The 25,798-nt window shown below is 29.1% G+C and carries 16 protein-coding genes; 15 read left to right on the top strand and 1 reads right to left on the bottom strand.

Annotated features, from left to right (window positions below):
• Positions 1–4 precede the first annotated feature (4 nt).
• The 13 genes from I4V16_RS06750 (at position 5) to I4V16_RS06810 (ending at position 20,134) form a co-directional block, all read left to right on the top strand.
• The gene (locus I4V16_RS06750; protein WP_195966600.1) at positions 5–1,216 is read left to right on the top strand and encodes an NAD(P)/FAD-dependent oxidoreductase; all 1,212 of its coding nucleotides are present in this window, start codon (positions 5–7) and stop codon (positions 1,214–1,216) included.
• 81 nt (positions 1,217–1,297) lie between these two features.
• On the top strand, positions 1,298–1,888 hold the full coding sequence (locus tag I4V16_RS06755; protein WP_243282791.1) for an ECF transporter S component: 591 nt from the start codon (positions 1,298–1,300) through the stop codon (positions 1,886–1,888).
• Between the two features lie 150 nt (positions 1,889–2,038).
• Positions 2,039–2,668, top strand: coding sequence for an OB-fold-containig protein (locus tag I4V16_RS06760; protein WP_195966602.1), 630 nt, complete (start codon positions 2,039–2,041; stop codon positions 2,666–2,668).
• 5 nt (positions 2,669–2,673) lie between these two features.
• Positions 2,674–4,728 carry a flotillin family protein gene (locus tag I4V16_RS06765; RefSeq protein ID WP_195966603.1) on the top strand — a complete coding sequence of 685 codons (2,055 nt, stop codon included), beginning with the start codon at positions 2,674–2,676 and terminating at the stop codon, positions 4,726–4,728.
• 11 nt (positions 4,729–4,739) lie between these two features.
• Positions 4,740–9,698 (top strand): DNA repair ATPase, encoded by a 4,959-nt coding sequence (locus tag I4V16_RS06770; RefSeq protein WP_243282792.1) that lies wholly within the window; start codon positions 4,740–4,742, stop codon positions 9,696–9,698.
• Positions 9,699–9,700: 2 nt separating this feature from the next.
• The gene (locus I4V16_RS06775) at positions 9,701–9,967 is read left to right on the top strand and encodes a hypothetical protein (protein WP_099314112.1); all 267 of its coding nucleotides are present in this window, start codon (positions 9,701–9,703) and stop codon (positions 9,965–9,967) included.
• 429 nt (positions 9,968–10,396) lie between these two features.
• Complete coding sequence (locus I4V16_RS06780; protein ID WP_049178210.1) at positions 10,397–13,543, top strand: SpaA isopeptide-forming pilin-related protein; 3,147 nt, start codon at positions 10,397–10,399, stop codon at positions 13,541–13,543.
• The gene (locus I4V16_RS06785) at positions 13,521–15,062 is read left to right on the top strand and encodes a SpaH/EbpB family LPXTG-anchored major pilin (protein WP_049178209.1); all 1,542 of its coding nucleotides are present in this window, start codon (positions 13,521–13,523) and stop codon (positions 15,060–15,062) included. The genes I4V16_RS06780 and I4V16_RS06785 overlap by 23 nt, the downstream gene beginning before the upstream one ends.
• Positions 15,063–15,120: 58 nt before the next feature.
• Positions 15,121–15,945, top strand: coding sequence for a class C sortase (locus tag I4V16_RS06790; protein WP_053089725.1), 825 nt, complete (start codon positions 15,121–15,123; stop codon positions 15,943–15,945).
• Positions 15,935–16,798 carry a class C sortase gene (locus I4V16_RS06795; RefSeq protein WP_049178208.1) on the top strand — a complete coding sequence of 288 codons (864 nt, stop codon included), beginning with the start codon at positions 15,935–15,937 and terminating at the stop codon, positions 16,796–16,798. Before I4V16_RS06790 ends, I4V16_RS06795 begins: the two co-directional genes overlap by 11 nt.
• Positions 16,799–16,911: 113 nt before the next feature.
• A complete protein-coding gene (locus tag I4V16_RS06800) occupies positions 16,912–17,877 on the top strand; it encodes a tRNA-dihydrouridine synthase family protein (protein WP_049178206.1) in 966 nt (321 codons plus the stop codon).
• A gap of 126 nt (positions 17,878–18,003) precedes the next feature.
• Positions 18,004–19,758, top strand: a complete 1,755-nt coding sequence (locus tag I4V16_RS06805) for a 1-deoxy-D-xylulose-5-phosphate synthase (RefSeq protein WP_099314115.1) — start codon at positions 18,004–18,006, stop codon at positions 19,756–19,758.
• 52 nt (positions 19,759–19,810) lie between these two features.
• Positions 19,811–20,134 carry a GNAT family N-acetyltransferase gene (locus I4V16_RS06810; protein WP_195542038.1) on the top strand — a complete coding sequence of 108 codons (324 nt, stop codon included), beginning with the start codon at positions 19,811–19,813 and terminating at the stop codon, positions 20,132–20,134.
• Positions 20,135–20,204: 70 nt separating this feature from the next.
• Here the strand turns inward: I4V16_RS06810 and I4V16_RS06815 are convergent, their stop codons facing one another.
• A complete protein-coding gene (locus I4V16_RS06815) occupies positions 20,205–20,948 on the bottom strand; it encodes a MurR/RpiR family transcriptional regulator (protein ID WP_195542037.1) in 744 nt (247 codons plus the stop codon).
• A gap of 186 nt (positions 20,949–21,134) precedes the next feature.
• Here I4V16_RS06815 and I4V16_RS06820 point away from each other — a divergent pair, with 186 nt between their 5' ends.
• Both I4V16_RS06820 and I4V16_RS06825 read left to right on the top strand, forming a co-directional pair.
• Entirely contained in the window at positions 21,135–23,102 is a 1,968-nt protein-coding gene (locus I4V16_RS06820) for a fructose-specific PTS transporter subunit EIIC (protein WP_195631450.1), read from the top strand.
• Positions 23,103–23,182: 80 nt separating this feature from the next.
• On the top strand, positions 23,183–25,789 hold the full coding sequence (locus I4V16_RS06825; RefSeq protein ID WP_195631449.1) for a glycoside hydrolase family 38 C-terminal domain-containing protein: 2,607 nt from the start codon (positions 23,183–23,185) through the stop codon (positions 25,787–25,789).
• Positions 25,790–25,798: the final 9 nt, after the last annotated feature.

Genomic DNA, 25,798 nt, shown 5'->3' on the forward strand with positions numbered 1-25,798 from the left:
TGTTATGGCAAAAGTTATTGTTGTTGGAGGAGGTCCGGCTGGTATTATGGCTGCACTGACTGCATCAAAAACAAATGAAGTAATATTAGTAGAAAGAAATAATGAAATTGGTAAGAAGTTAAGACTTACAGGTGGTGGTAGATGTAATATCACTAATAATAGAAGTATAGATGAATTTTTTGATAAGGTAGTAACAAATAAAAAGTTTTTATATAGTGCTTTTTATACTTTTAGTAATGATTCCTTACTAGAGTATCTTAAAGAAAATAATTTCGAATATAAAATAGAATATGATAATGATAATAAGGTTTATACAAAGAGTGATAAAGCTGATGACATTATTAGATTATTTATAGATAATTTAGAAAAAAGTAACGTAAAGGTTATGTATGATACTAAAGTTGAAGATTTAATTGTTGAAGATAATGAAATAAGAGGTATAGTTACAGCTAATGGGAATAAAGTTTATGGTGATAAAGTAATTATATCAACAGGTGGGAAGAGTGTACCTACAACAGGATCTGATGGAAGTATGTATGATATTTTAAGTAAATATGGTCATAAAATAGATCCACTTTATCCAGCGTTAGTGCCTTTAGTAATAAAAGAAGGCTTTGTGAAAAATCTTCAAGGTGTGTCTATGAAGAATGTTGTATTAGGTGCAAAGGTTAAAAAGAAAAAGTATGAGATTGTAGGAGACATGATATTTACTCACTTTGGAATATCGGGTCCTGGAGTTTTAAAATTATCTTCATATATAAATAGAGCTTTAGAAAATGGAGAAGTGGAAGTTACTTTAGATTTCGTACAAGATAAAAGTAAAGATGAAGTTTCAAAATTAATAAAGGAAAATACAAATAAAACAGTTTTAAATAATTTAAAGGGGTTACTGCCAGGTAATTTCTTAAAAGAAATAGTTGGATTACTTAACCTAACAGAAACTAAGCCAAGTGAACTTAAAAAAGAAGATGAAATAAAACTTGTAAATTACATAAAAGAAATGAAACTAACAGCAATAGAAACATTAAGCATTAAGGCAGCTATGGTTACTAGTGGCGGAGTAGCAGTAAAAGAAATAAATGCCTCAACAATGGAATCTAAACTTATAAAAAATCTTTATTTTGCTGGAGAAATAATTAATGTTGATGCTGAGACCGGTGGATATAATCTTCAAATAGCATTTTCAACTGGATATTTAGCAGGTAGTGATTTTTAAAGTGTATGGGTACAATTGACTGGTTTTCCTTGAATTTATAAAATGAATTATAAGTTTTATAATTTAAAGGGGGCAATTATTTTGAAAAATGAAATCAGATTTAAAAAGCTAATACAAACAGCATTATTAGCAGCACTATGTTTTGTATCATTTACTTATTTACAAATTAAGATTCCAATGCCAGGTGGAGATGCTACTTCACTTCATATTGGAAATGCATTTTGCGTTTTAGCAGCATTATTACTTGGGGGATGGTATGGAGGTCTTGCAGGTGCAATAGGATTAACAATTGCAGATTTATTAGATCCTGTATATATATTGGTAGCTCCTAAAACATTTATTCTAAAATTATGCATTGGACTAATTACAGGATTAATAGCACATAGAATTGCGAAAATTGGGGATAGCAATGATAAAAAGTATATTTTTAAGTGGAGTCTTATTGCATCAATTGGAGGGTTAGCTTTTAATGTAGTTGCAGATCCTGTTGTAGGATTTTTTTATAAGCAGTATATATTAGGACAGCCTCAGGATGCAGCTGTAATTTTAGCAAAATTAAGTGCAGTAACTACCTTTATTAATGCAGTTGTATCTGTAATAGTAGTAGCTATAATTTATAATGCAATACGACCAATATTAAAAAGAGCAGGTTTATTATTACCTGTAGAATAATATATTTACTGTAGGTATATCAAAGTACAAAGTATTTTGATATACCCTTTTTTTGTATTAAAAATAAATATAAAACTCTATTTGAATAAAATGGATTGTTTAGAAAAAATAGTAATGATAAAATTTATATATGGGTAAAGGAGGGAGAAAATGAGTGAGTTATTTAACAATGCTTTAACAGGGGTAAATATTATACCTACTTTTTTATTAGGATTTGTCTTATTTTATTGGTTAACTGTAATAATAGGTGTTATAGATTTTGATTTGTTTGACTTTGATATTGATGGGGATTTTGATATTGATGGTGGAGCAGATATAGGCCCATTTCATGCATTTCTAGCATTTCTAAATCTTTCAGAACTACCTTTTATGTTAGTTTTCAGTGTAATAGTTTTAGTTTTTTGGATTTTAGCAATGTTTATGTTTTTACTACCAATAACGCCAGGAGGTTTAACAAATGGTTTATTGCTAATTCCTGCATTTATAGTTAGTTCATTAATTGCAAAGATAATAACTAATCCTCTTAAAAAAATATTTAAGAAAGTATACCAAGAAGAGTTGAATCAAGGTGAGCCTATTGTTGGACAAATAATTACCTTAATGTGTGACCTTAAAGATGGTAGATTAGGACAAGGAGAAATAAAAAGGGAGGGGGCTTCAATATTAATAAATGTTAAGCAATATGATGAAAATGAAACCTTTATAAAAGGTGAAGAGGCTTATGTAACAAAGAAAAATGATGAAAAAAATGTTTATTATATTATAAAGATTAAGGAGTGAATAATATGGCGTATTCAACACAAGTTTTATTAATTAGTGTAGGGGCAGTTTTTATAATAATTATAGGCCTGCTTGCGTTATTTTCAAGATTCTATCATAAGGTAGATCAAGGTAAGGTTATAGTTAGAAATGGTGTAGGTGGACCAGTTGTATGTTTTGGAGGTATTTTTGTAGTTCCAATTGTTCATAAGCATGAGGTAATGGATATTTCAGTAAAGAGAGTTGAAATAGCTAGAGAGGGAAAAGACGGATTAATATGTAAAGATAATTTAAGAGCTGATATAAGAGTAGCATTCTTTGTAAGAGTAAATCAAACAAAGGAAGATGTACTTAAGGTTGCACAATTATTAGGATGTCAAAAGGCATCTGACCCAACCACATTAATGGAATTCTTTGATGCAAAGTTCTCTGAAGCTTTAAAAACAGTTGGTAAAAAGTTTGATTTTGTACAGCTTTATACTGAAAGAGAGACTTTTAAAGATGAAATTCTTCAAATAATAGGAACTGATTTAAATGGATATGTTCTTGATGATGCAGCTATTGATTACCTTGAACAAACTGATATTAATCTATTAAACAGCAAAAATATTTTGGATGCTGAGGGTATTAAGAAGATTACTGAACTTACTTCTCAACAACTTATCCTAGCAAACCAAATTGAACAAGATAAAGAAAAGACAATAAAGAAGCAAAATGTATCTGCTAGAGAAGCTATATTAGAGCTTGAAAAGCAAAATGCTGAAGCAGAAGCAAAGCAAAAAAGAGAGATTGCAATTATTAATGCTAGAGAAGAAGCAGAAGCGGAAAAAGTTAGACAAGAAGAAAGATATAAGGCTGAAATGGCAAGAGTAAAGTCTGATGAAGAAATTGAAGTTGCTGAACAAAATAAGCAAAGACAAGTTATTATCGCATTAAAGTCTAAGGAAAGTACAGAGGCAATTGAGTCAGAAAGAGTAGATAAGAAGAGATTGCTTGAAAAGACAGATAAGGAAAAGCTTGTAGAGCTTGCTACTATTGCAAAGGAAAAAGAAGTTGAAGTAGAAAAGAAAAATATTCAATTAATTATTAGGGAAAGAGTAGCTGTAGAGAAGGATACCGTTATTGAAGAAGAAAAGATTAAGGATACTAGAGCTCTTGCAGAAGCAGAAAGATTGAAATCTGTAACTATTAAGAAAGCAGAAGAAGAGTCTGAAAAGAATCTTATTATTGAAGTTAAAACAGCAGAAGCATCTAAACAAGCAGCAGAAAAAATTGCAGAGAAAACTATTATTGATGCAGATGCTAAATATAAAGCTTCACAAAAAGAAGCAGAAGCAATTAAGATTCTTGTTGATGCAAATGTTTTAGAGGAATCAACTGCTGGTATTGCAGAAGCTAAAGTTATTGAAGCTAAGGCAAATGCAGAGGCTAAAGCAATTGAAGCTAAGGCTTTAGCTCAAGTAAAGGGCGATACTGCTATGGTAGATGTTAAGGAGAAAGAAGGTACAGTTGAAGCTGATATCTTAAGGAAGAAGTATATGGCAGAAGCCGAGGGAATTAAGGAAAAAGCTAATAGTATGAAGGCTCTTGATGAAGTTGGTAGAGGACACGAAGAATTTAAACTTAAGCTTGAAAAGGATAAGGAAATTCAACTTGCTAATATCAATATTCAAAAGGAAGTTGCAGAATCTCAAGCTTCAGTTATTAGAGAAGCTCTTAAAGCGGCTAAAATTGATATTGTTGGTGGAGAAACTATGTTCTTCGATCAAATCATTGGCTCTATTGCAAAGGGTAAATCTTATGATAGGTTAGTTGAAAATAGTGATGTTCTTACAGATATTAAAGAAACATTTATAACAGGTGACCCTGAATACTTTAAGAAACAAGTACAAGAGTTTATTGATAAATTCAACCTAACTTCTGAAGATATTAAGAACCTTTCAATAGCGGGGGCTATTAATAAAATGATGGGAAATGCTAAGGGTGAAGATAAGGTAGCACTAAGTAAGCTGTTAGATACAGTAAATAAGGCGGGGGTAGCTAAGTTACCAGCCAAAACTATAGAAATTATAAACGAATAAGGAGAATAATTTTGAGTAGTATTGATGAAAAAGGCGTAAATGAAAATAGCCATGATAATAGTAAAGATGATATGGAAAATGGCACATATGAAGTTATTAAAAATCGTCTTTTAAAGCAAGGTACTGAGTTAAAAGAGAGAGTTGAAAAGCTTAATAAAGAAAGAAAAAATGTTTTTGGTTCTATTGAAACAAAAATTCTTGGAAGTGAAAGAGTAATTACAGAGCATAACTGTATTCCAAGGGATATGGCTCCAGTAGAAGAGTATTTTATATTCGGTTATAACGTTCATATTGGACTTAAATCTAAAGTGGAATTAAGCGATGTTTTTTCAATTTATAAATATGAAAACAGAAGCTTTATAAAACAATCTCTTCAATTGATTAATGATAAGGACTTTATTAATGACTTTGATGAGCTATATAAATATTATAAGAATACCTTTTTTGCTAAGTTTACTATAACAGATCCTTATTTCTATATGATTTTCCAAACAGGAAGAGACCCAGAGGATATAAAAGTATTTAAGTGGGCAATTGAGGGGAATAAGTTAATATATGTTGATAGTAGAAGTGAGCATGAAGTTAAATTTAAGAATAGAAGTGAATTTAGATTTATCAAAGCAACAAGAGATGACCAAAGAAGTGGGATTTATCCTCATGTGTCAATAATGGACAAGGTATTTGTTGAAACCATAGGGGGAGATTTAACTATTAAAGTTGAAGATAATACTGAGACAGGTAAGGGGATATATTCCGAGCCTGTTGAGGATTCTGATCAAAATCTTGATGATGCAGAAATCTATTATGCAGACTTAGAACAAATTATAATTTTAAAAATCAAACCATATAAGGAAGAAGAATATAGATATTTTATATTTAATAATAAGTTAAAGAATGTAGTAAGAATTGATTCAATAAAGGATACGTGTATTCTTTTACCAGGCAACCATGGAATTATCTTTCCAGAGGGGTATTATCTACAAAATGGAGAATATAAGATATTTGATGTAGAAGCAGATAAGTCAGTTTTTGATAAAAGAATTTCCTCCACAAATGGGGAGGATTATCAATATATTTTTTATAATGCTTATAGTGGGTCATATTTTATGTATTCCTATAACATCATTGAACAAAAAATTGATACTCCAATTGTTTGTAGTGGATATTCTCATTTTAATAGTGGAGAAATGATTGTTTTTAAGAGTGAAAATGATCCTAGAAGAAATCACATTATACAAATATGGCAAACTCCTTATATAGGTAAAAACTATGTTACAGAAGGAGATAAGGATTCACTTTTATTTAAGATTGGCAATAAAGATATTGTTAATGCAATGGCTGATTGTAAGGGAGTATACAAGCTTATTCAAAAAGGGGAAGGATATCAGAGTATTTACGTTGATATTGTACGGGAAAGTGAAAGAATAATTGACTCTTATTTTTGGTTAGATAAAGAAGAGGTATTTAATTTAAAGGAAGTACTTTTAAATATAAAGGAATCATCAACCTTTGCTATAGGTGAATTTGAAAAGGTAATGAGAATAAAAACTTCTACTAAAAAGCAAATTGAAGGAGTTAGTAAAAGGGCAGAGGAGTTATTAAATAATTTAAAGTACGGTTCCTTTGATTCAATTAATGAATATGTGAAGGCTTTAGCAGATATAAGAAATTTAAGAGGAGAAATTTCTTCCCTGAAGGATTTGAGATATGCAGATCTTAAAATCGTTAATTCTTTAGATTTAAATGTTAAAGAGAAATATGAAGAATTCTCAAAAAAGTGTGTTGAATTTTTAATACATCCAGATGGATTAAAACCTTATGAGGAAAAGGTTAAGGAATTAGGGCTAAAAATAGATAAGGTTAATAAATCAATGGATGGTAAAGACCTTGAAAAGGGTATGGATGAAACATCAAGTGAACTTGAACTTCTTGTTGATATAATTTCTAACTTTAAAATTGAAGATCCAACTATGACAACTAAAATAATAGAGAAGATTTCTTCTTTATTTTCATTAATTAATAATGGCAAAGCAAGGCTGATAAATAGGATTGAAGATCTTACTAAAAATGAAATGACAATTCAGTTTAATGCACAGTTAAAGTTGCTTAGCCAATCTGTTGTAAATTATTTAGATATATCAGATACAGTGGATAAGTGTGATGAATATTTAAATAAAGTTATGATTATGATTCAGGAGCTTGAAGGAAAGTTTGTTGAGTTTGATGATTATATTCTTCAACTAAGTGAAAAAAGAGAAGAGATATATGATGCTTTCGAAAGTAAAAAGCAGACCATTTTAGATAAATTAAATAAAAGAATATTTGGTTTGTTTAGCTCTGCAGAACGTATACTTAAGGGTGTTGATAATAGGTTAAAAAGTTTTAATTCTGTGGATGAAATTAATGGATATCTAGCTACAGATATAATGATCGAAAAGGTTAGAGATATAATATCAGATTTAAATGAACTTGGTGATAGTGTAAAAGGCGATGAGATTACTTCCAAATTAAAAAAGGTAAAAGAAGAAGCTATTCGCCAACTTAAGGATAGACAAGAGCTTTATATAAATGGAAAAGATGTTATTAAACTAGGTAAACATCATTTTTCAGTAAATACCAAAGCTATTGATTTATCAATAGTACAAAAGGATCAAAGTTTATATTATCATATTACAGGTACTGATTTTTGGGAGAAGGTTCAGGAGGACGGAATTGAAAACTTCAATCATGTATTCTCACAAAGTGTGTTATCTGAAAATAATGAAGTTTATAGGGGGGAGTACCTAGCTTATTTAATTTTTGAATTAGCAAAAAAGAATAAATATGAATCTCTAGATATATTATATTCAAAGTCTGAGGAACAATTAGTTGAGATAGTGCAAAAGTTTATGGAGCCAAGATATCAAGAGGGATACACTAAAGGTGTACATGATATGGATGGGGCTAAAATATTAAAATCACTACTAGAGCTACATCATAAAATAGATTTATTGATATATAGTAGTGAAAGCAGAGCTTTAGCTAGATTGTTCTGGAAATGCTTGGCTAAGAAAGATACAAAGGACTTATTAAGAAAGAGATTAAAAGAGTTATCTAAGGTTAGTATATTTTTTAGTTCTTCACCTAATTTAGAAAGTTATATTCCATATGTTTCTGAAAAGATTGAGCAAGAAAACAACAAGCTAAATTTATTTAATAAGAGCTATATAAATGAAGCTTCAGAATATCTTTGTCTTGAAATAATGAAAGGGGAAGATTTTGTAGTTAGCAAAGAAGGTAAAAAAATATACGATGGGTTTATTAGATATATAAAGGGAAAAGGATTATTAAATGAATTCTTATTTTCTATAGAAAATAGTAAAAGGGATATAGAAGGTCTTTATTATTTCGTAAAGGAATGTGTTAATGCCTATAAAGCAAATGTTATAGAAAATAAAAATGCTGGAGAAGATATTAATTCTGCTATATTTGAAGCTTTTGATGAAGATGAGATAGAAGGATTACTTAATGAAGTAATTATTTTATTGATTGAAGGTGAGACAAAGCTTGGAAGAGTTATTTATGTTGATTCAAATGTAAAGGTGAAAGGACTTATAGGAAGCCATCCTGTAATCAATAGTGGAGTATATACTCTGACTTATACAAAGTTCATGAATAAGTTAAAGAAATTTGATGAGATTTATGTTAAGGAATTTATTGAATTCCAAAATATTAAAAAGGATCTTATTAATAAGTTTAAGAAAAAAATCCACCTGGATGATTTTAAGCCTCAAGTGCTTACTTCCTTTGTAAGAAATCAATTAATTGATAAAGTATATTTGCCTTTAATAGGTGATAATCTAGCAAAACAAATTGGTGTTGTAGGAGAAAATAAGAGGACAGATTCAATGGGACTACTATTGCTTCTTTCACCTCCTGGATATGGTAAAACAACGCTAATGGAATATATAGCAAGTAGACTTGGAATTATATTAGTTAAGGTGAATGGACCATCTTTAGGATATGAAGTAACATCATTAGACCCAGATAAAGCTAATAATACTGGGGCTAGGGAAGAGCTTAAAAAGCTTAATGTAGCTTTAAAGATGGGGAATAATGTAATGATATATTTGGATGATATACAGCATTGTAATCCTGAATTCTTACAGAAATTTATTTCTTTATGTGATGGACAAAGAAAAATTGAAGGGGTATACAATGGAGTAGGAGAAACTTATGATTTAAGGGGGAAGAAGGTTGCTGTTGTTATGGCCGGAAATCCTTATACTGAAAATGGGGAGAAATTTAAAATTCCAGATATGCTTGCAAATAGAGCAGATGTATATAATCTTGGAGATATGCTTATGGAGAATGAAGAGGCATTTAAGCTAAGTTATATTGAAAACTCTTTAACCTCTAATCCTATACTAACTAAGTTATCCACTACTAGCCAAAAAGATTTATATGGATTAATTGAGATGGCTAATGGAGCAGAAAGAGAAAGTGTAACCCTTGAAAATAATTATTCAATGGATGAACTAAACGAATATATTAGCGTTCTTCAGAAGTTATTTATGGTAAGAGATATAGTGTTAAAGGTTAATATGGAGTATATTCATTCTGCAGCACAGAGTGATGAATATAGGAATGAGCCGCCATTTAAACTTCAAGGTTCATATAGAAATATGAACAAGATAGCTGAGAAGGTTGTGGCTATAATGAATGATGAGGAGTTATATCAAAGAATTCTTATTAGTTATGAAAATGATGCCCAAACCTTAACTTCTGGAGCAGAGGCTAATATGCTTAAGTGGAAGGAATTAGTTGGATGCATAACAGATGAGGAAAAGCTACGTTTTGAAGAAATTAAAAATACTTTTGTTAAGAATAAATTAGTTAAAGGTGACGATAAGCTGGGACAAGCAGTACTAGTTTTAAGTAACCTTACAGAAAACATGGAAATGATAAAAGAAATATTAGCAAAAAGATAATTTTGATAAAGGTCCACGGCAGAAATGCTGTGGACTTTTTTGATTTATTATTTGATATATTAGTGTGGAGAAATCCTGTAGTAATAATAGAAAAATTAATATTAATATATTGGATATGGACCTTCATAAAAGGTATTTATAATATGATGATTATAGCTAAATGCAAAGATTTAGAAATTAATCTATCAACACTTTTATCTGTTAGCTCTATTATTTTAGGAGGATTGATAACAATCTGTCCTATAGCAGTACTAGGGCCTCTATTGTAAATTCCATATATACTTGGAATTTAATTTATAATAATAGCTATATTTGAACTATATTTAGGCTATAAAATTTATAGATAGTTTAATAATGAACTAGAATAAAATTAAAAGTTGTATTTAAAAAAATACAACTTTTTTTCTTTTTATTTTTTAAATATATTGGAGAATGGATGAGAAATTTTGTTTGGCATTTTTATATTTAATAGATATTAATCGTAATATAAAAGTGATTACTTGAGAAATTTATTTAAAATCTAATATTGTAAGTAAGAAAATATAGATGAAAAAGTGAATTATTAGAAAAATAGAATTTTGTCTAATCGATTGAAAATTAAAATACAACAATTTAATATGAAATTATAGAATATAGGAAAAATATGTAACAAGGTTAGCCGATATTTTGAAGTATTCTATATTACTAAAGGTACAAAAATGTTATTAAGAAAGGAGGAGAATACTATTCTTGTAAAGTTCAGAGGAAAGGAAAAGTTCGCATTATTTCGTAATTTAACATTGGTATTAAGTATTTTAGTACTACTAAGTTGTATTCCATCAAGTGGTGTAAAAGCTAATGATATAGCCAGAACACAGGAAAGTGCTGATTATCTAGCGGATGTTACATTTTATAATTATTATAGTAAATATCAAACTAGTGATACTTCAGATAATAGTAATAATGATCATTATTCATTTGAAAAATTTAATGAGGTAATATCAAATTATGCTAGAGATAATGGGATGTTATATCCATTATATTTTGGCGATTTTAATGGAGCAGCAGGTAGTTCTAATAATCCTGAAATTAACCCATCTCAAGGACAACCGTTGAATGGAAAAGCAGCTAATTTCTATTGGGCTATAAATAGAGCAAACCGTAATGCTAATTATTCAGCATCATTACAAGGTTTAGTAAGTAATCAGTTAGACTCAAATGGTAATATAACTCAAGACCAAACAGTAAGTTTAGTTATTGATTCTATGGACACTAAAGAATATAAATATAAAGATATTACCGTTGATGGTGGATTGGGGAGCTATTCTATAGTAAATGATAAAAATCGTAAGAATGTTCTTAAGGCAACACTTGTTAGTGACTATAGTGGAAAACAAGAGGCTTTTAGAATAAAGTTACCAGTAGAAAATGGAGTTGAAAACTATTCTAAGAACAGTAGATATTTAATATTTGATATTTATAATGAAACAAATGGTGAAGGAGATCCATTTGTCGCATTAAGAGATAAAAGTGGGAGACAGATTGCTGGATGGAGTGATTCATTTAGAGCAGATTATTTTACTAATAATATGGGAATTAGCAATTGGAAGACAATAGTTGTAGACTTAGAGCAATTGAGAAATAATACTAATGCACAAAATGGAGTAAATGATCCTAAGAATTTTAACTTTGGTGAAATTGAATGTATTTGGATTGGTAGTTGGTCAAAAGGTAATGTTTATATAGATAATATTAAATTTTCAAGTGATATGTCTGTAAAATCAGAAGAAACTGTAAAATTACCATATTTTGATAGTGATGTGATAAAGGGAAATGTAGGGGAGACTATAGAAGGTCTTGAATTTCCATTTAAGAAGAAAGTAAAAAATAATTGTTATTATTATGTATTTGGTAGTGGGAAAAGTGGATATACATCTGATAATAGTAAAACTGATGTAGTTCGTATTAATAGACAAAAGAATCACTTAGACTATTGGTTTGATATTAATGATGATGACCCTAATATTGTATTAGATATGAATGGAATAAATGGATGGGGGGGAGGTACTACATCTCCAGGATTTTTTCCATTTAATGATTCAAGCGCTAGTTCTAATATAGGAAAATTGACGTATGGTTTTGGTAGCAAAATCGAGATTCCATTTACATTGACAAGTAGTGGTGAAGTAAAAGATTTAAAAGGAAATAATGTACCTATACAATTTAACTTTAAAGGGGATGATGATGTATGGGTTTATGTTGATGGAAATCTTATATTAGATATGGGGGGAGCTCATAGTAAAACAACAGGCAATATTAATTTTAAAAACAGGGTAGCGACAGTTGATAACGTGGTAAAAGGATCATTAGAAAGCAATTCTTTATATCAACCAGTAGAAAAATCAGAAAAAAAGTTTAAACTATCTTCAGATTCATATGTAAATCAGGATGAAAATGAGGGGTATGATACAAAAAAGGTTCATGTACTTACAATGTATTATATGGAAAGAGGTATGATAGAATCTAACCTTTATGTAGACTTTAATTTTATTCCGTTAGATAATGAGTTAATTGTAGAAAAAGAAGTAGATACTTCTGGAGTAAATGAATCATTACGAGAAGCAACAGATAATATAGCAAAAAATGAAGAGTTTAATTTTAAAATTTCCCAAAATGATCAAATAAAGAGTGATTTAGATTACAAACTTAATGAAAATGGAAAAATTAGTGATAAGAGTATGAATGGAGAGAATTTCTCTTTAAAGCACGGAAGTACGGCAACATTTTATAGCAAATTTAACAAAGGTAGCAATGTAAAAGTATATGAGGAGTATGATGATAGATTTACCATAAATTGGATAACAAAAGATTTGACATCTAATAGGGAAAGTTTAATTGCACAAGGTTCTGAAACGGAAACAGATCCTTTTAAAATTATTACTTCACATATACCATATGATAATATGGTTCATTATGTTAGATTTAATAACAAAATTAACACTGGTGATTTAAGTATAGGAAAAATAGTAGTTGGAGCAAAGGAAGATGGGAAAGTTTTTAATTTCAAAATTACTTTCAAAAGTATATTAGGTAAGGAAGTATCTCCTATTAATTATAACGGAAAATATTATATTGGAGATGAAGAAAGAACTGCTATAAATATTAATGGAAATTATATTATTCAATTAAAAGATGGAGAAGTAGCTAAAATTAAAGGAATACCTCTTAATACTAAATATGAGATTGAAGAAATCGTTGATCCAGGGTATATAGTATCAGAGGTTGATGTAAATGGAATTAAAGATAATGATATAAGTATTGTAACAGGAGAAATAGATGGTACTAATACTAATCATGAAGTAATTTACACAAATAAGACGGTAATGGGAGATATAATTATCACAAAAGTTGATAAAAATTACCCCAATAAGGTGCTTGAAGGTGCAGAGTTTAAGATTCAAAAGTTAAATAGTGATGATACTATAGATGAAAATTTTAAGGAGATAGTAGCAGTGACAGATGATAATGGACAAGTTATCTTTAAAGATTTAATTTATGGTAAATATCTTATAACTGAAACAAAGGCACCAGAAGGATATGAATTATTAAAAGAACCAATACAAGTAGAAATTAATAAAGAAAATAATGGGGTTATTGAGAAAAAAGTTTATAATAAAAAAAATATTAATTTACCTTTTGTTGGGGGAAGAGGCACTATTATTTATATATTAGTGGGAAATATTTTTGTGTTCAGCGCACTTCTAATATATAAAAGTTTAATTATAAATTTTAAAAATCATAGTAAGTCTTATAAATTAAATGGAAAATTAAAAGGAGAGGTTTATGAAAATAAAGAAGAATTTTAAAAGTATTTTAGGTGTTGTATTATGTTTAATGCTTTCGCTAGGTACAGTTACTACTAGTGCTATAACAAGTAATGAAGGTACAGTGTTACCAGATCCAAGTAAAAAAGGGTCTATAACTATTCATAAATATGCCATGGATCAATTGCCTAATCCAGGAACACCAGCAAGTGGATTAGAAGATGAAAATCAAGTTCCTGAAGGGGCAGAACCGTTAGAAGGTGTTACATTTACAATTGAAAGAGTAGTTGAAGACAAAGATGGAATACTAATATTTGACAATATTAAGTATAGTATAGATAAGTTATTTGAAGCGCAGGAGATAACAACAGGAAATGATGGTGCTACTAAAGGTATTGCCAAAATTAGTGAGTTAGAACAAGGTGTTTATTTGGTTACAGAAAAAGAAAATGCTGGAGTTTTAGAAAAAGGAGAACCTTTCATAGTCAGTATTCCAATGGCTCATCCAACAAATCAAAATTCATGGTTATATGATATTCATGTGTATCCTAAGAATGTAGTTGCAGGAGCTCCTAATATTGATAAGGATGTTACTTTAGAAGGAAATAAACATGAAACATCTAACATTGGTGAAAATGTAACATGGATTATTAAACCAAGCATACCAGAAGGTATAAAGGATGCTAAAAAATATGACATTATTGATAAATTAGATACTAGATTAAATTATACAGGAAATTTAGAAGTTTATTATATGAATGGTGAAGAAAAAATAGTTATTGATTCAAAATATTACACAGATGATGAACCAACAGTCGTGGATAATGTAGATCCCCAAAATGGTGGAGGAACTATTGTGGTTTCTTTCAATAAGGAAGGACGTGAATTTTTAGCAGGATTAGAGGGAATAACCGGTATAAGAATATCTTTCACAACAATGATTAATACTTCTGCTGAAGAAGCAACAGCGATACCAAATGACGTTACTTTAGATTATACAAATAGTTTTGGTACAAATACAGAATATGAGCCAACTGATAAACCAGAAGTTCATACAGGAGGAGTAATTTTAGAAAAGGTTGATGCTTCTGGTAATAATATAAAACTTCAAGGAGCTAAATTTAAAATTTATCCTACATTAGATGATGCAAAAGCAGGTAGAAATGCAATAATGAATCCAGAAAATAAAACTGAAGATTGGGAAGTAACAACAGATGAAAATGGTATAGCGAAATTTAAAGGCCTTTCATATGGAAATACTACTGATGGGGTAGTTAATGGGGAAACAAAATACTATATTGTAGAAACACAAGCTCCAAGTTATGATTCAGATGGTGATGGAATAAATGATAAACAATATAATTTATTAAGGTCTCCATTAGAAGTAAAAGTAAATGCTACAAGTCACTTAGAAGAAAATAAAGTTGTTGTTAAGAATAGCAAGTTTATATTACCTGTAACAGGTGGAGCAGGTACAATAATTTTTACAGTAGGCGGACTTTCTATAATGGCAGGAGCAATATTCTTATATATGAAAACAATGAGAAAAACATCAAAGTAAGAATAAACTGAATTAAGGGGGAGTATACAAGCTCTCCCTTTTTTATATAGGAGATAACATGAAGACAAAATTATTAAATATAGTAATAATAATAATGTTTATATTAGGCTTTGGAATTGTATTATATCCTATTATAAGTAATTTTGTTATGGGAGTATATCAGACAACAGCAATACAGGATTATGCTTATACTGTTGAGCAAATGAAAAAAGAAAAAACTGACAAAATTCTAAATGATGCAAGAGAGTATAATAAAAAAATTAATGATGTTGTTGTATCAGATCCGTTTTCATATGAAGCTGAGGATAATGTAGATAATAAATATAAAGATATTTTAAATGTTGATGGGGTTATAGGATATTTAGAGATTCCTAAAATAAATGTAAAGCTTGCTATTTATCATGGGACTAGTGAAGAGGTATTGAAAAAAGGAGTTGGACATATAGAAACTACGCCACTACCTATAGGTGGGGGAGGGAATCACTCTGTTTTAAGTGCTCACAGAGGTTTGCCATCAGCAAAATTATTTACTGATTTAGATAAATTAGAGTTAGGAGATTTTTTTGTTATTAATATTTTATCTGAAACATTGGTATATAAAGTAGATCAAATAAATGTAGTTGAGCCAACAGATACAAAGTATTTACAATCAGAAGAAAATAAGGATTATGTAACTTTATTAACTTGTACACCATATTCAATTAATAGTCATAGACTCTTGGTAAGAGGTACAAGAGTAGATAATAACATCTATCTAGAGAGTAATAATGAGGAATTAGAGAAAAATACACAATTATATTATTTATTAATATTAGTAATATTGTTAGTCCCTTTATGTTGGTATATTTATAGAAGAAAAGGATTGATGAAAAATGAACAATAGAATAAAAAAGATTATGTTAATAGTTATTTTTCTTATTGGGGTCATTATTTTTATTTATCCTATCGTAAGTGAAATGATAAAAAGTTATTTAATGCAGCATACTATTGTTGAATATAAGAAAGAAATACTTAATAATAATGAAGATAATAAAAAAGAAGAGATAGATTCTTTATATAATAAAATGAAAGAATATAATGAGAAAATATATATAGATGGACAAAAAACATTAGTGGATCCTTTTTCATATGAAGCGATAAGTTTCAATTTATTAGATTTTGGATTTAAAGATAATATATTTGGATATATAACTATTCCTAAAATGAATATAGAGGTACCAATATATCTTGGTGCAACAAAAGAAAACATGAATAAAGGTGCAGTTCATTTAAGTGAAACATCTATTCCTATTGGTGGAGTTAATACTAATTCTGTTATAGCTGCGCATAGAGGGATGCCAAGTCATCCTATGTTTAGAGATATAGAGTTATTAGAGATTGGTGATAAAATTATTATTAATAATCCTTGGGAGACTTTAACTTATGAAGTTAAAGAAACAAAGGTTATTAATCCAGGTGAAATATCAGAAGTTCTTATCCAGGATGGAAAAGAACTAGTTACATTAATTACTTGCCATCCATATACTAAGAATTATCATAGATATGTAGTATATTGTGAAAGAAAAAATAAGGAAGATACTATTGAAAATAATGGGGCCTTAGAAATAAAAAATCAAGATACTAAAAAAGAATATAATCTAATTAAAATTGAAAAGTTATTAAGGTATGTTGGCTTTGCTATAATTATTATATTATTATTAGTGGTTATTATGGAGAAGAAGATAAAAAGAAAATAGTAATCTTATAAAATATATTTTTTCAGAGTTTAGTATAGGTTGTAATATGAAGTAGATAAGAAAAAAGAAGGCTGATATAATGATTTTTAGAATATCTACAAAGGAGTTATTGCATGAAATATTATTTAGCACCAATGGAAGGGATTACAGGATACATATATAGAAATGCTTATGAAAAGTTCTTTCATAATATTGATAAATACTTTACACCATTTATTGTTCCAAATCAAAGCAGAAGCCTTAAAACAAAAGAGTTAAGAGATATTTTACCTGAAAATAATCAAGGTATGAATATAGTTCCTCAGATACTTACAAATGATTCAGAGGGGTTCATTGTTACTGCTAAAAAGTTAAAACAACTAGGATACAATGAGGTGAATTTAAATCTGGGGTGTCCAGCAGGGACAGTTGTTTCGAAAAATAGGGGATCAGGTTTTCTAGCATTAAGAGATGAACTAGATAGATTCTTAGAGGAAATATATAAGATTGAAGATATGAAAATTTCAATAAAGACTAGAATTGGAAAGGACACTCCAGAGGAGTTTTATAAACTTATAGAGATATATAATAAATATCCTTTAGAGGAGTTAATAATTCATCCTAGAACTAGAGAAGATTTTTATGGAAATAAACCTAATTTAGAAGTTTTTAAAGATGCATTATTATTAAGTAAAAGTCCTGTGTGTTACAATGGGGATATATTTACAGTTGAAGATTATAATAAATTGGTTGATACTTTTCCAGAAGTAGATAAAGTTATGCTCGGTAGAGGTGTTTTAGCTAATCCGGGACTTCTAGGAGAGATAAAAGATAATAATTTCATTACTAAAGATATATTAAAAGCCTTTCATGATGAAGTTTTTCAAAACTACATAGAATTATTTAATGATGATAAAAATGCAATGTTTAGAATGAAAGAGCTTTGGGGTTACATGATATATATGTTTACTGATAATAAAAAGTATGCAAAAAAGATAAAGAAAGCTCAAAAAGTTATAGATTATAAACAAGCTGTTTCAAGCTTATTTATGGAACAAGAGATTATTAAAGGGGCTGGCTTGTTTAATAATATGGATTAAAGTAAGAATCTACACTTCTATAGTGTGGATTCTTTATATAAAAAATGAGAATATATATTGACTTAGAGTTCACTCCAAGAAGTATACTGATTAATATACTAATGTAAAATATAGGAGGAATTTATTATGGTCTTAAACAGAATTAATGAACCAAAGGATTTAAAGCATCTTAATAAAGAAGAGTTAGGATATTTAGCTAGTGAAATAAGAGAAATTTTAATAAGAAAGGTAAGTACAACAGGTGGACATTTTGGTCCTAACCTAGGAATGGTGGAAGCGACAATAGCAATGCACTATGTATTTAATTCACCAATAGATAAAATAGTATATGATGTATCTCATCAATCCTATACTCATAAAATTTTGACAGGAAGAAAAAATGCATTCATTAATCCAGATGAATATAAAACTGTTACAGGATATACTGAGCCTAGTGAAAGTGAACATGATTTCTTTATAGTAGGTCATACATCTACTTCTGTTAGTTTAGCATGTGGATTAGCAAAAGCAAGAGATATAAAGGGTGGAAAAGAAAATATTATTGCTGTTATAGGAGATGGTTCCCTAAGTGGTGGTGAAGCATATGAAGGGTTAAATAATGCAGCTGCATCAGGGAAAAATATTATAATTTTAGTTAATGATAATGATATGTCTATAGCAGAAAACTATGGTGGGCTTTACAAAAATTTAGAATTACTACGTAAATCTAATGGAAATGCTGAAAATAATTTCTTTAAGGCATTAGGATTTGAGTATCATTATATTGATAATGGAAATGACATAGAATCATTAATTGATACATTCTCTAAGGTAAAGGATATAGATCATCCAGTGGTTATTCATATGCATACAATTAAGGGAAAAGGATATAAGGATGCTGAAGAAAACAAAGAGGCATTTCATTGGGTTAGTCCCTTTAATTTAGAAACAAAAGAGCCAGTAAATAAACCAACTTCAGGAGAATCTTATAGGAGCATTACTGAAGAGTTTTTAATGAAAAAAGCAAGTGAAGATCCTAAAGTTGTAGCTATAACAGCAGGAACGCCATCATCAGTTAGCTTGGGGAACTTTAGAAATGAATTTAAAAATCAATTTATAGATGTTGGAATAGCAGAGGAGCACGCAGTTGCTCTTGCATCAGGAATAGCATCACAAGGAGGTAAACCTGTAGTTGGATTTTTAAGTTCATTTATCCAAAGAACTTATGATCAGTTATCTCAAGATCTTGCTATAAATAATAATCCAGCATTAATAATGGTTTATGGTGGCGGAATAACAGGGGGAGATGTTACTCACCTTGGAATATTTGATATACCTTTAATAAGTAATATTCCTAATATAGTTTATCTTGCACCAACTAATAAAGAAGAATATATAGCTATGATGGAATGGGGAATTGAGCAAGATAAATATCCAGTTGCAATACGTGTTCCAAATATAAATGTAGTATCTACTGGGATTTCTGTAGAGCCTGATTTTTATAATATAAATACCTATAAAAAAGTTGAAAGTGGGAAAGATATAGGAATAATTGGGCTAGGAGATTTTTATCATCTTGGAAAGAAAGTAAAAGAAAAATTAAAGTCTGAAATAGGGGTTAATGCTACCTTAATAAATCCTAGATTTATAAGTGGCATAGATGAGAAGTTATTATATGAACTTTTGGAAGAACATAAATTAGTAATTACTTTAGAAGATGGAGTTATTAATGGTGGATTTGGTGAAAAGATTTCAAGATTCTATGGTGACAAAAATATTAAGGTATTGAATTTTGGAGCTGATAAGGAATTTACTAATGGGGTTTCTAAAGATGAGCTATATGAGCGTTATCATTTAACAGAGGAACTAATAGTAGAGGATATAAAAAAAGCATTAGAATAGATAAGACTGGATATAATAGTATTAATTAAATTATAAACAAAGGAGAAAAAATATGAATTGGAAATATGAAAAAGAGCGTATATATAGTGAAAATGATAAAGGGGAGCTAATGGCTGAAGTAACTTTTAAACGTGAAAAAGGTGAAGAGGTAAATATAGATCATGTTTATGTTAACCCAGTTTTAAGGGGTCAAGGAGTTGCTTCAAAGGCAATGCTTATCATGGTAGAGTATTTAAGAAAAGAAAAGCTTAAAGCAACAGCTACATGTTCATATGCTAATGATTGGTTTAAGAAAAATGAAAAAGAATATTTAGATGTAATTTCTGATAATAATATAGATGCTGTTGTTGCATGTAAAATAGGTGGAAGACATTAGAATAATAAAGGTTGTACGATATTTCTAACATATATCTACAACCTTTATTATTTTTTTAGAAATTATATTTTTATTTAATTTTGTTTATATAGTAAGCAAAAATAATATCTATAATTATCAAAAGGGTTGAACGCGGAGTAATATCATAATCATATAAAGTGCTTTTCTCAGAGAAAGTATTAATAGATATATCAACAAACTTTGAAAGTTTTGAATCAGGTGTATTAACTATAGCTGCAGTTTTAAAATTACGATAGCTTAATTTTTCCGCTACTGTTGTTAATGTTGAAGTATTACCACTATTAGATATAAATAGTATTAAGTCATCATGAGAAGAGCTTTTGTCTAAAAGATCTATAATGTGTGACTCGTAAATATAGAAGCTACTTTTATTGGTTTGCATCAAAAGTTTTGAAAAATATTCTCCCATAGGTTTAGATAATCCTACAGATACTATTATTACTTTCTTAGCAGTGTGAATTAAATCAGCCAAATTATTGATATTATCTATAGAAAGCTTATCTAATGAAATGTTTAAACTATTTTTAATCATACCAATATAGTTATCAATATTTGGTGTTAAGTCATTATTCATATTTTTTAATATATATTTTAGTTCAGAGAAACCGGTTAAACCTAGATTTGTACACATTCTAACTATTGTTGTGGTACTCACATTATTTTCTTCTGCCATTTTTGTTAGAGAGAGTTTTTTTGCCTTTTCTAAATCAGAATTAATAAAGTAAAATATATGTTTCTCAGCATATGTAAGGTTATTAATTTTATCTGAAAAATAATTAATAAGAGCGCTCATATACATCCTCCCAATAAATAAGTGTAAAATTATTATACTAAAGGTTTACAAGAATTTCGACAGTAAAAAGTAAAAATATACTTTTGTTGTATAACAAAAGTATAAAAATATATGCAATAATAAATTTGTAAAAGGTTTCAAAAAAGAAAAGTCGACTTACTTTATAAAATAAAGGAGGAAGTACAAATGGATTTAACAAAAATGACAAATGAAAAACTTGTTCTTTTAAACCAAAAATGTGTTACTAAAGAGGAAGTTATTAAGAAGTTAATTGAAAAGTTATATGAAGAAAAAGTTATAACATCTAAAGAAGAATTCTTTGATGCAGTTATGGAAAGGGAAGCACATTCTCCAACCGGATTAGAAAGAGGGGTAGCTATTCCTCATGGTAAGTCGAATATAGTTAAGAAGGCAGCTTTTGCAGTAGCTAGATTAGAAAAGCCAATAACTGATTGGGAAAGCGTTACTGAAGGAAATCAAGTAGATTTAGTATTTCTTTTAGCGATTCCAAAAGCAGAAGAAGGGTCTACTCACTTAAAATTATTAGCTGAATTATCTTCTGCTTTAATGTATGAAGATTTCACTACAAATATAAAGAATGCTAAGAATTCTAGGGAATTATTAGAAGCTTTAGATTATAAGAAGGCTAATAATGAAGTTAAGGAATATAATAAAACTGTTTTAGCTGTAACTGCTTGTGCAGCAGGAATAGCACATACATATATGTCAGCAGAAGCTTTAGAAAAGGCTGGTAAAGAGATGGGGGTTAGAATTCTTGTTGAAAAGCAAGGTGCTAACGGTATCGAAGATATGCATAAAAAAGCTGATATTAAGAAAGCTGATGGAGTCATATTTGCGTGTGATATATCAGTTAAAAATATCGAAAGATATAACGGAAAAAACTTTGTTAAAGTTAAGGTTGCAGAACCATTAAAAGATGCAAAAGCATTAATAGAAAGAGTTTTAAGTAATCCAGATGGCAAAGTTGAAGGAGATGTTAAGGAAACAGCTGTTGAAAATGATAAACAAAAGGGAATTTTATCTGAAATGATGGAAGCCATAATGACTGGTATTTCGTATATGATTCCAGTTATAGTAGCTGCAGGTCTAATGATGGGGATTGCAAAGCTTTGGGCAATGGGAATAGGTCAAGTAGATAATTTAGGTACTTTGGCAGAAAGCACAAATCAATTATATGTATTCCTTCATTATTTAGATAAGTTTGGTGGATTAATATTTAAGTTTATTTATCCAGTATTTGCTGCCTATGTTGCTTATTCAATTGCTGATAGACCAGGACTTGTACCAGGGTTTATAGGTGGTGCATTTGCAGGTGGCTTACACTTTACGTTCTGGGGTGTTCAAGGAGGAATACCATCAGGATTCTTAGGTGCGTTACTTCTAGGTTTAGTTGCAGGTTATTTAACTAGATTTTTAAATAAAAATATTAAGTTAAATAAAAATTTACAAGCTATGAAACCAATGTTCTTATTACCAGGTATCGCAGTATTAGTTATTTTTATATTAAACTTCTACGTTGTTGATCCAGTATTTGGTGGATTAAATGGGTGGTTATCGAACACGATTGCTTCATTTGATACAGGAAGTACTATGGTATTAACTTCAGTAATAGCAGCATGTACAGCTTTTGACTTAGGTGGTCCGGTTAACAAGGCTGCAGGAGCAATTGCAATGGGACTTGCGGCAGATGCAATCTTCCCACTTACAGGAAGAGTTTTATCAATAATAATACCTCCTATTGGTTTAGGATTAGCTACAGTACTTGATAAGTATACAGTACTTGATAAGTATATTGTTAAAAGAAGAGTATTTGATGAAAACTTAAGAGTTGTTGGTAATACATCAATATTACTTGGACTTATTGCAGTAAGTGAAGGTGCAATTCCGTTTATGTTAAAGAATCCGTTAATAACAATTCCAGTAAATATTATTGGAGCAATTTTAGGCTCTTGTACAGCAGTTGCTTTAGGAGCAGTACAATGGAACCCACTACCAGCAATCTGGGGATGGCCATTAGTTGAAAATTTATGGGCATATATTGTAGGTCTGTTAGTAGGTACATTATTCATCGCTTTAGCTAATATATTTATAAGATTCAATATGTTAAAAAAGCAAGAAAAGAATAATGCTTAATTAACATACAAATAAAGAACTAAAAGCTATATTTATAGTTTTTAGTTCTTTCATTAGGAAAATATTTCAGGAGGATTATAATGACTAAAAAAAAGGTATACATAGTACCACATTCTCATTGGGATAGAGAATGGTACTTTTCAATAGAAGATTCAAACGTACTACTTAGTGAAAATATACCATATCTTATGAGTACTTTAGAGCAAGATAAAAACTTTTGTTCCTATACTTTTGATGCTCAGTTATCAATAGTTGATGAATATTTAAAGCTATATCCAGAAGATAAGGAAAGATTAGAAAAATTAATTGAAGATAAAAGAATCTTTGTAGGGCCTTGGTATACCCAAACTGATTCTCTACTAGTAAATAAAGAATCTATTGTTAGAAACTTATTATATGGAACAAGATTAGGTAATAAATATGGACATTCAATGGAGATAGGTTATTTACCAGATATATTTGGACAAAATCAATATCTTCCATCTATTTTTAAAGGCTTTGAAATAGAGAATAGTGTATTACAAAGAGGGATATATACAAATGAGTTGAATGAAAACTTAAATTTTATATGGAGCTCGCCAGATGGAGAAAAGATACAAGCAAATAATATTTTTCTAGGGTATGGACCAGGAAAATTTTTAGCTTCTGATGATAAATACATTAAAGAAAAACTTTTTCCTATGCTTGAAAAATTAGAAAGTCTAAATAAGGATTCTAATAATATTTTACTTCCAGCAGGAGGGGATCAAGTTTTAGTAAGAAGAAACTTCCCTAAGATAGTAAAAGAACTTAATGAAAAGCAAAACAAGTATGAGTTTATTCTTTCAAATTATGAAGAATTTATGAAAGATACATGGAAAAATGAGAGCTTTAAAAATGAAATTAGTGGCGAGTTAATAGCTTGTCAAAAATCAAGAATACATAACACAATAAAATCTCAAAGATATGATATAAAAAAGAGTAACTATGATGTGGAAAATAAAATTCTTTACATACTAAAACCATTAGCTACTATAGGAAAGTCTCTAGGTCTTAAATATCCTACACCATGGATTGATATGATGTGGAAACTTTTATTTGATGTTCATGCACATGATAGTATTGGTGGATGTAACTCAGATGAAACTAACAAAGAAATACTAAATAGGCTTGAAAAAGTAGATAGAATATCTTCAGATTTAATTAACATAATTAAAAAGCAAATTACAACTGCAGTTTCTGAAAAATTAGGTAGGGATAACATTTTAGTATTATTCAACACTAAGGTAAATAAGTCTAATGAAAATGTTAAGAGTGTCATATTTACAAAGAATAGTACTTTTAATATAAAAGATTTGCAAGGGGCAAATATAGATTTTACATTAACTAAAAGCGAATATTTAAGTGGCGGTAAACAAGTTGTTGTTACAGCAGAGGGAGAAAAAGAAATCGAGCTTCCAGGATACTATAGAAGTGAAATATTAATTAATAGTATAGAACTACCTGCTATTGGATATAAGACTTTACTTGTAAATGAAGTAGATGAAAGTAGGAATGATGTATTAGTTGTACAAGAGATAAATTATATTGAAAATGAAATATTTAAAGTAGAAGTAGAACCACAAAATATAAGGGTTAAGAATAAGGTTACAGGTTATGAAAATATAAATGCATTCCATTTCGAAGATGATGAGGATGCTGGGGACTCTTATGATTTTTCACCAGCAGAGGGTAGCGTAGTAACTGTTATAGATGAGTTTAAAGTGATAGAAGTTAAAAACTCTAAGAGAATTAAAGTGATGAAGTTGCTTCATAAAAATAGAAATAGAGAAATAGAAACTTTAATAGAATTAAGGGAAAATGAAGATTTTATTAGGGTAAATCATAAAATTAGTAATCAGGTAGAAAATCATAGATTAAGAGTAATTTTAAATACTGGAGTTAAGTCATCTGTTTCATTAAGTGATCAAGGATATTCATTAATAGAAAGAAATAATGAAAATAAATATCTTAATACATGGAGAGAAGAAGGTTTTGCAGAAGCACCAGTTCCTATTTATGCTTTAGAAAATATGGTGTCTTTAAAGAATGAAGAGAAGTTATATACGGTAATGGCTAAAGGAATAAAGGAGTATGAAATATTGGATAATTCTAAGATTGCATTAACTTTATTTAGAAGTGTTGGATTTTTAGGTAAGGATAATCTTCTGTGGAGACCAGGCAGAGCGTTAGGAATTAATAATAAGGTGGTTTACACAAAAGATGCACAAATGTTAAAGGAGATGCACTTTGAATATGCAATAACTTTTGGAGATCTTGAAGAGAATTTTGAAAATAAGCTATTTAATAAGCTAGATTTATACTTAGATAGATATACAAGCTATCAGCTTCAAAAATTAAATTTATTTGAAGAGAGAGTAGAAAGATTTGAGATTCCATTGACGTTAAAAAATGTACAGGAAGAATATTCAATATTATCAGTAGAAAATTCTAATGCGATTCAAAGTGTTCTAAAGGAAAGCTATGAAAAAGATGGATTTATTTTAAGAATATTTAATCCAGGAATAAAAGAAGTTAAGATTGACTTGTTAAAAAAGAATATAAAGAACATATTCTTAACTAATCTATATGAAAGAGTTTTAGAAGAAGTTAATAGTAGTATAGAAATTAAACCAAGAGGATATGTGACTTTAAAGATAGTATTATAAGCATTTTGG

It is taken from the genome of Clostridium sp. 1001283B150210_160208_E6, from assembly GCF_015669365.1.
Lineage (GTDB): Bacteria > Bacillota > Clostridia > Clostridiales > Clostridiaceae > Clostridium > Clostridium paraputrificum.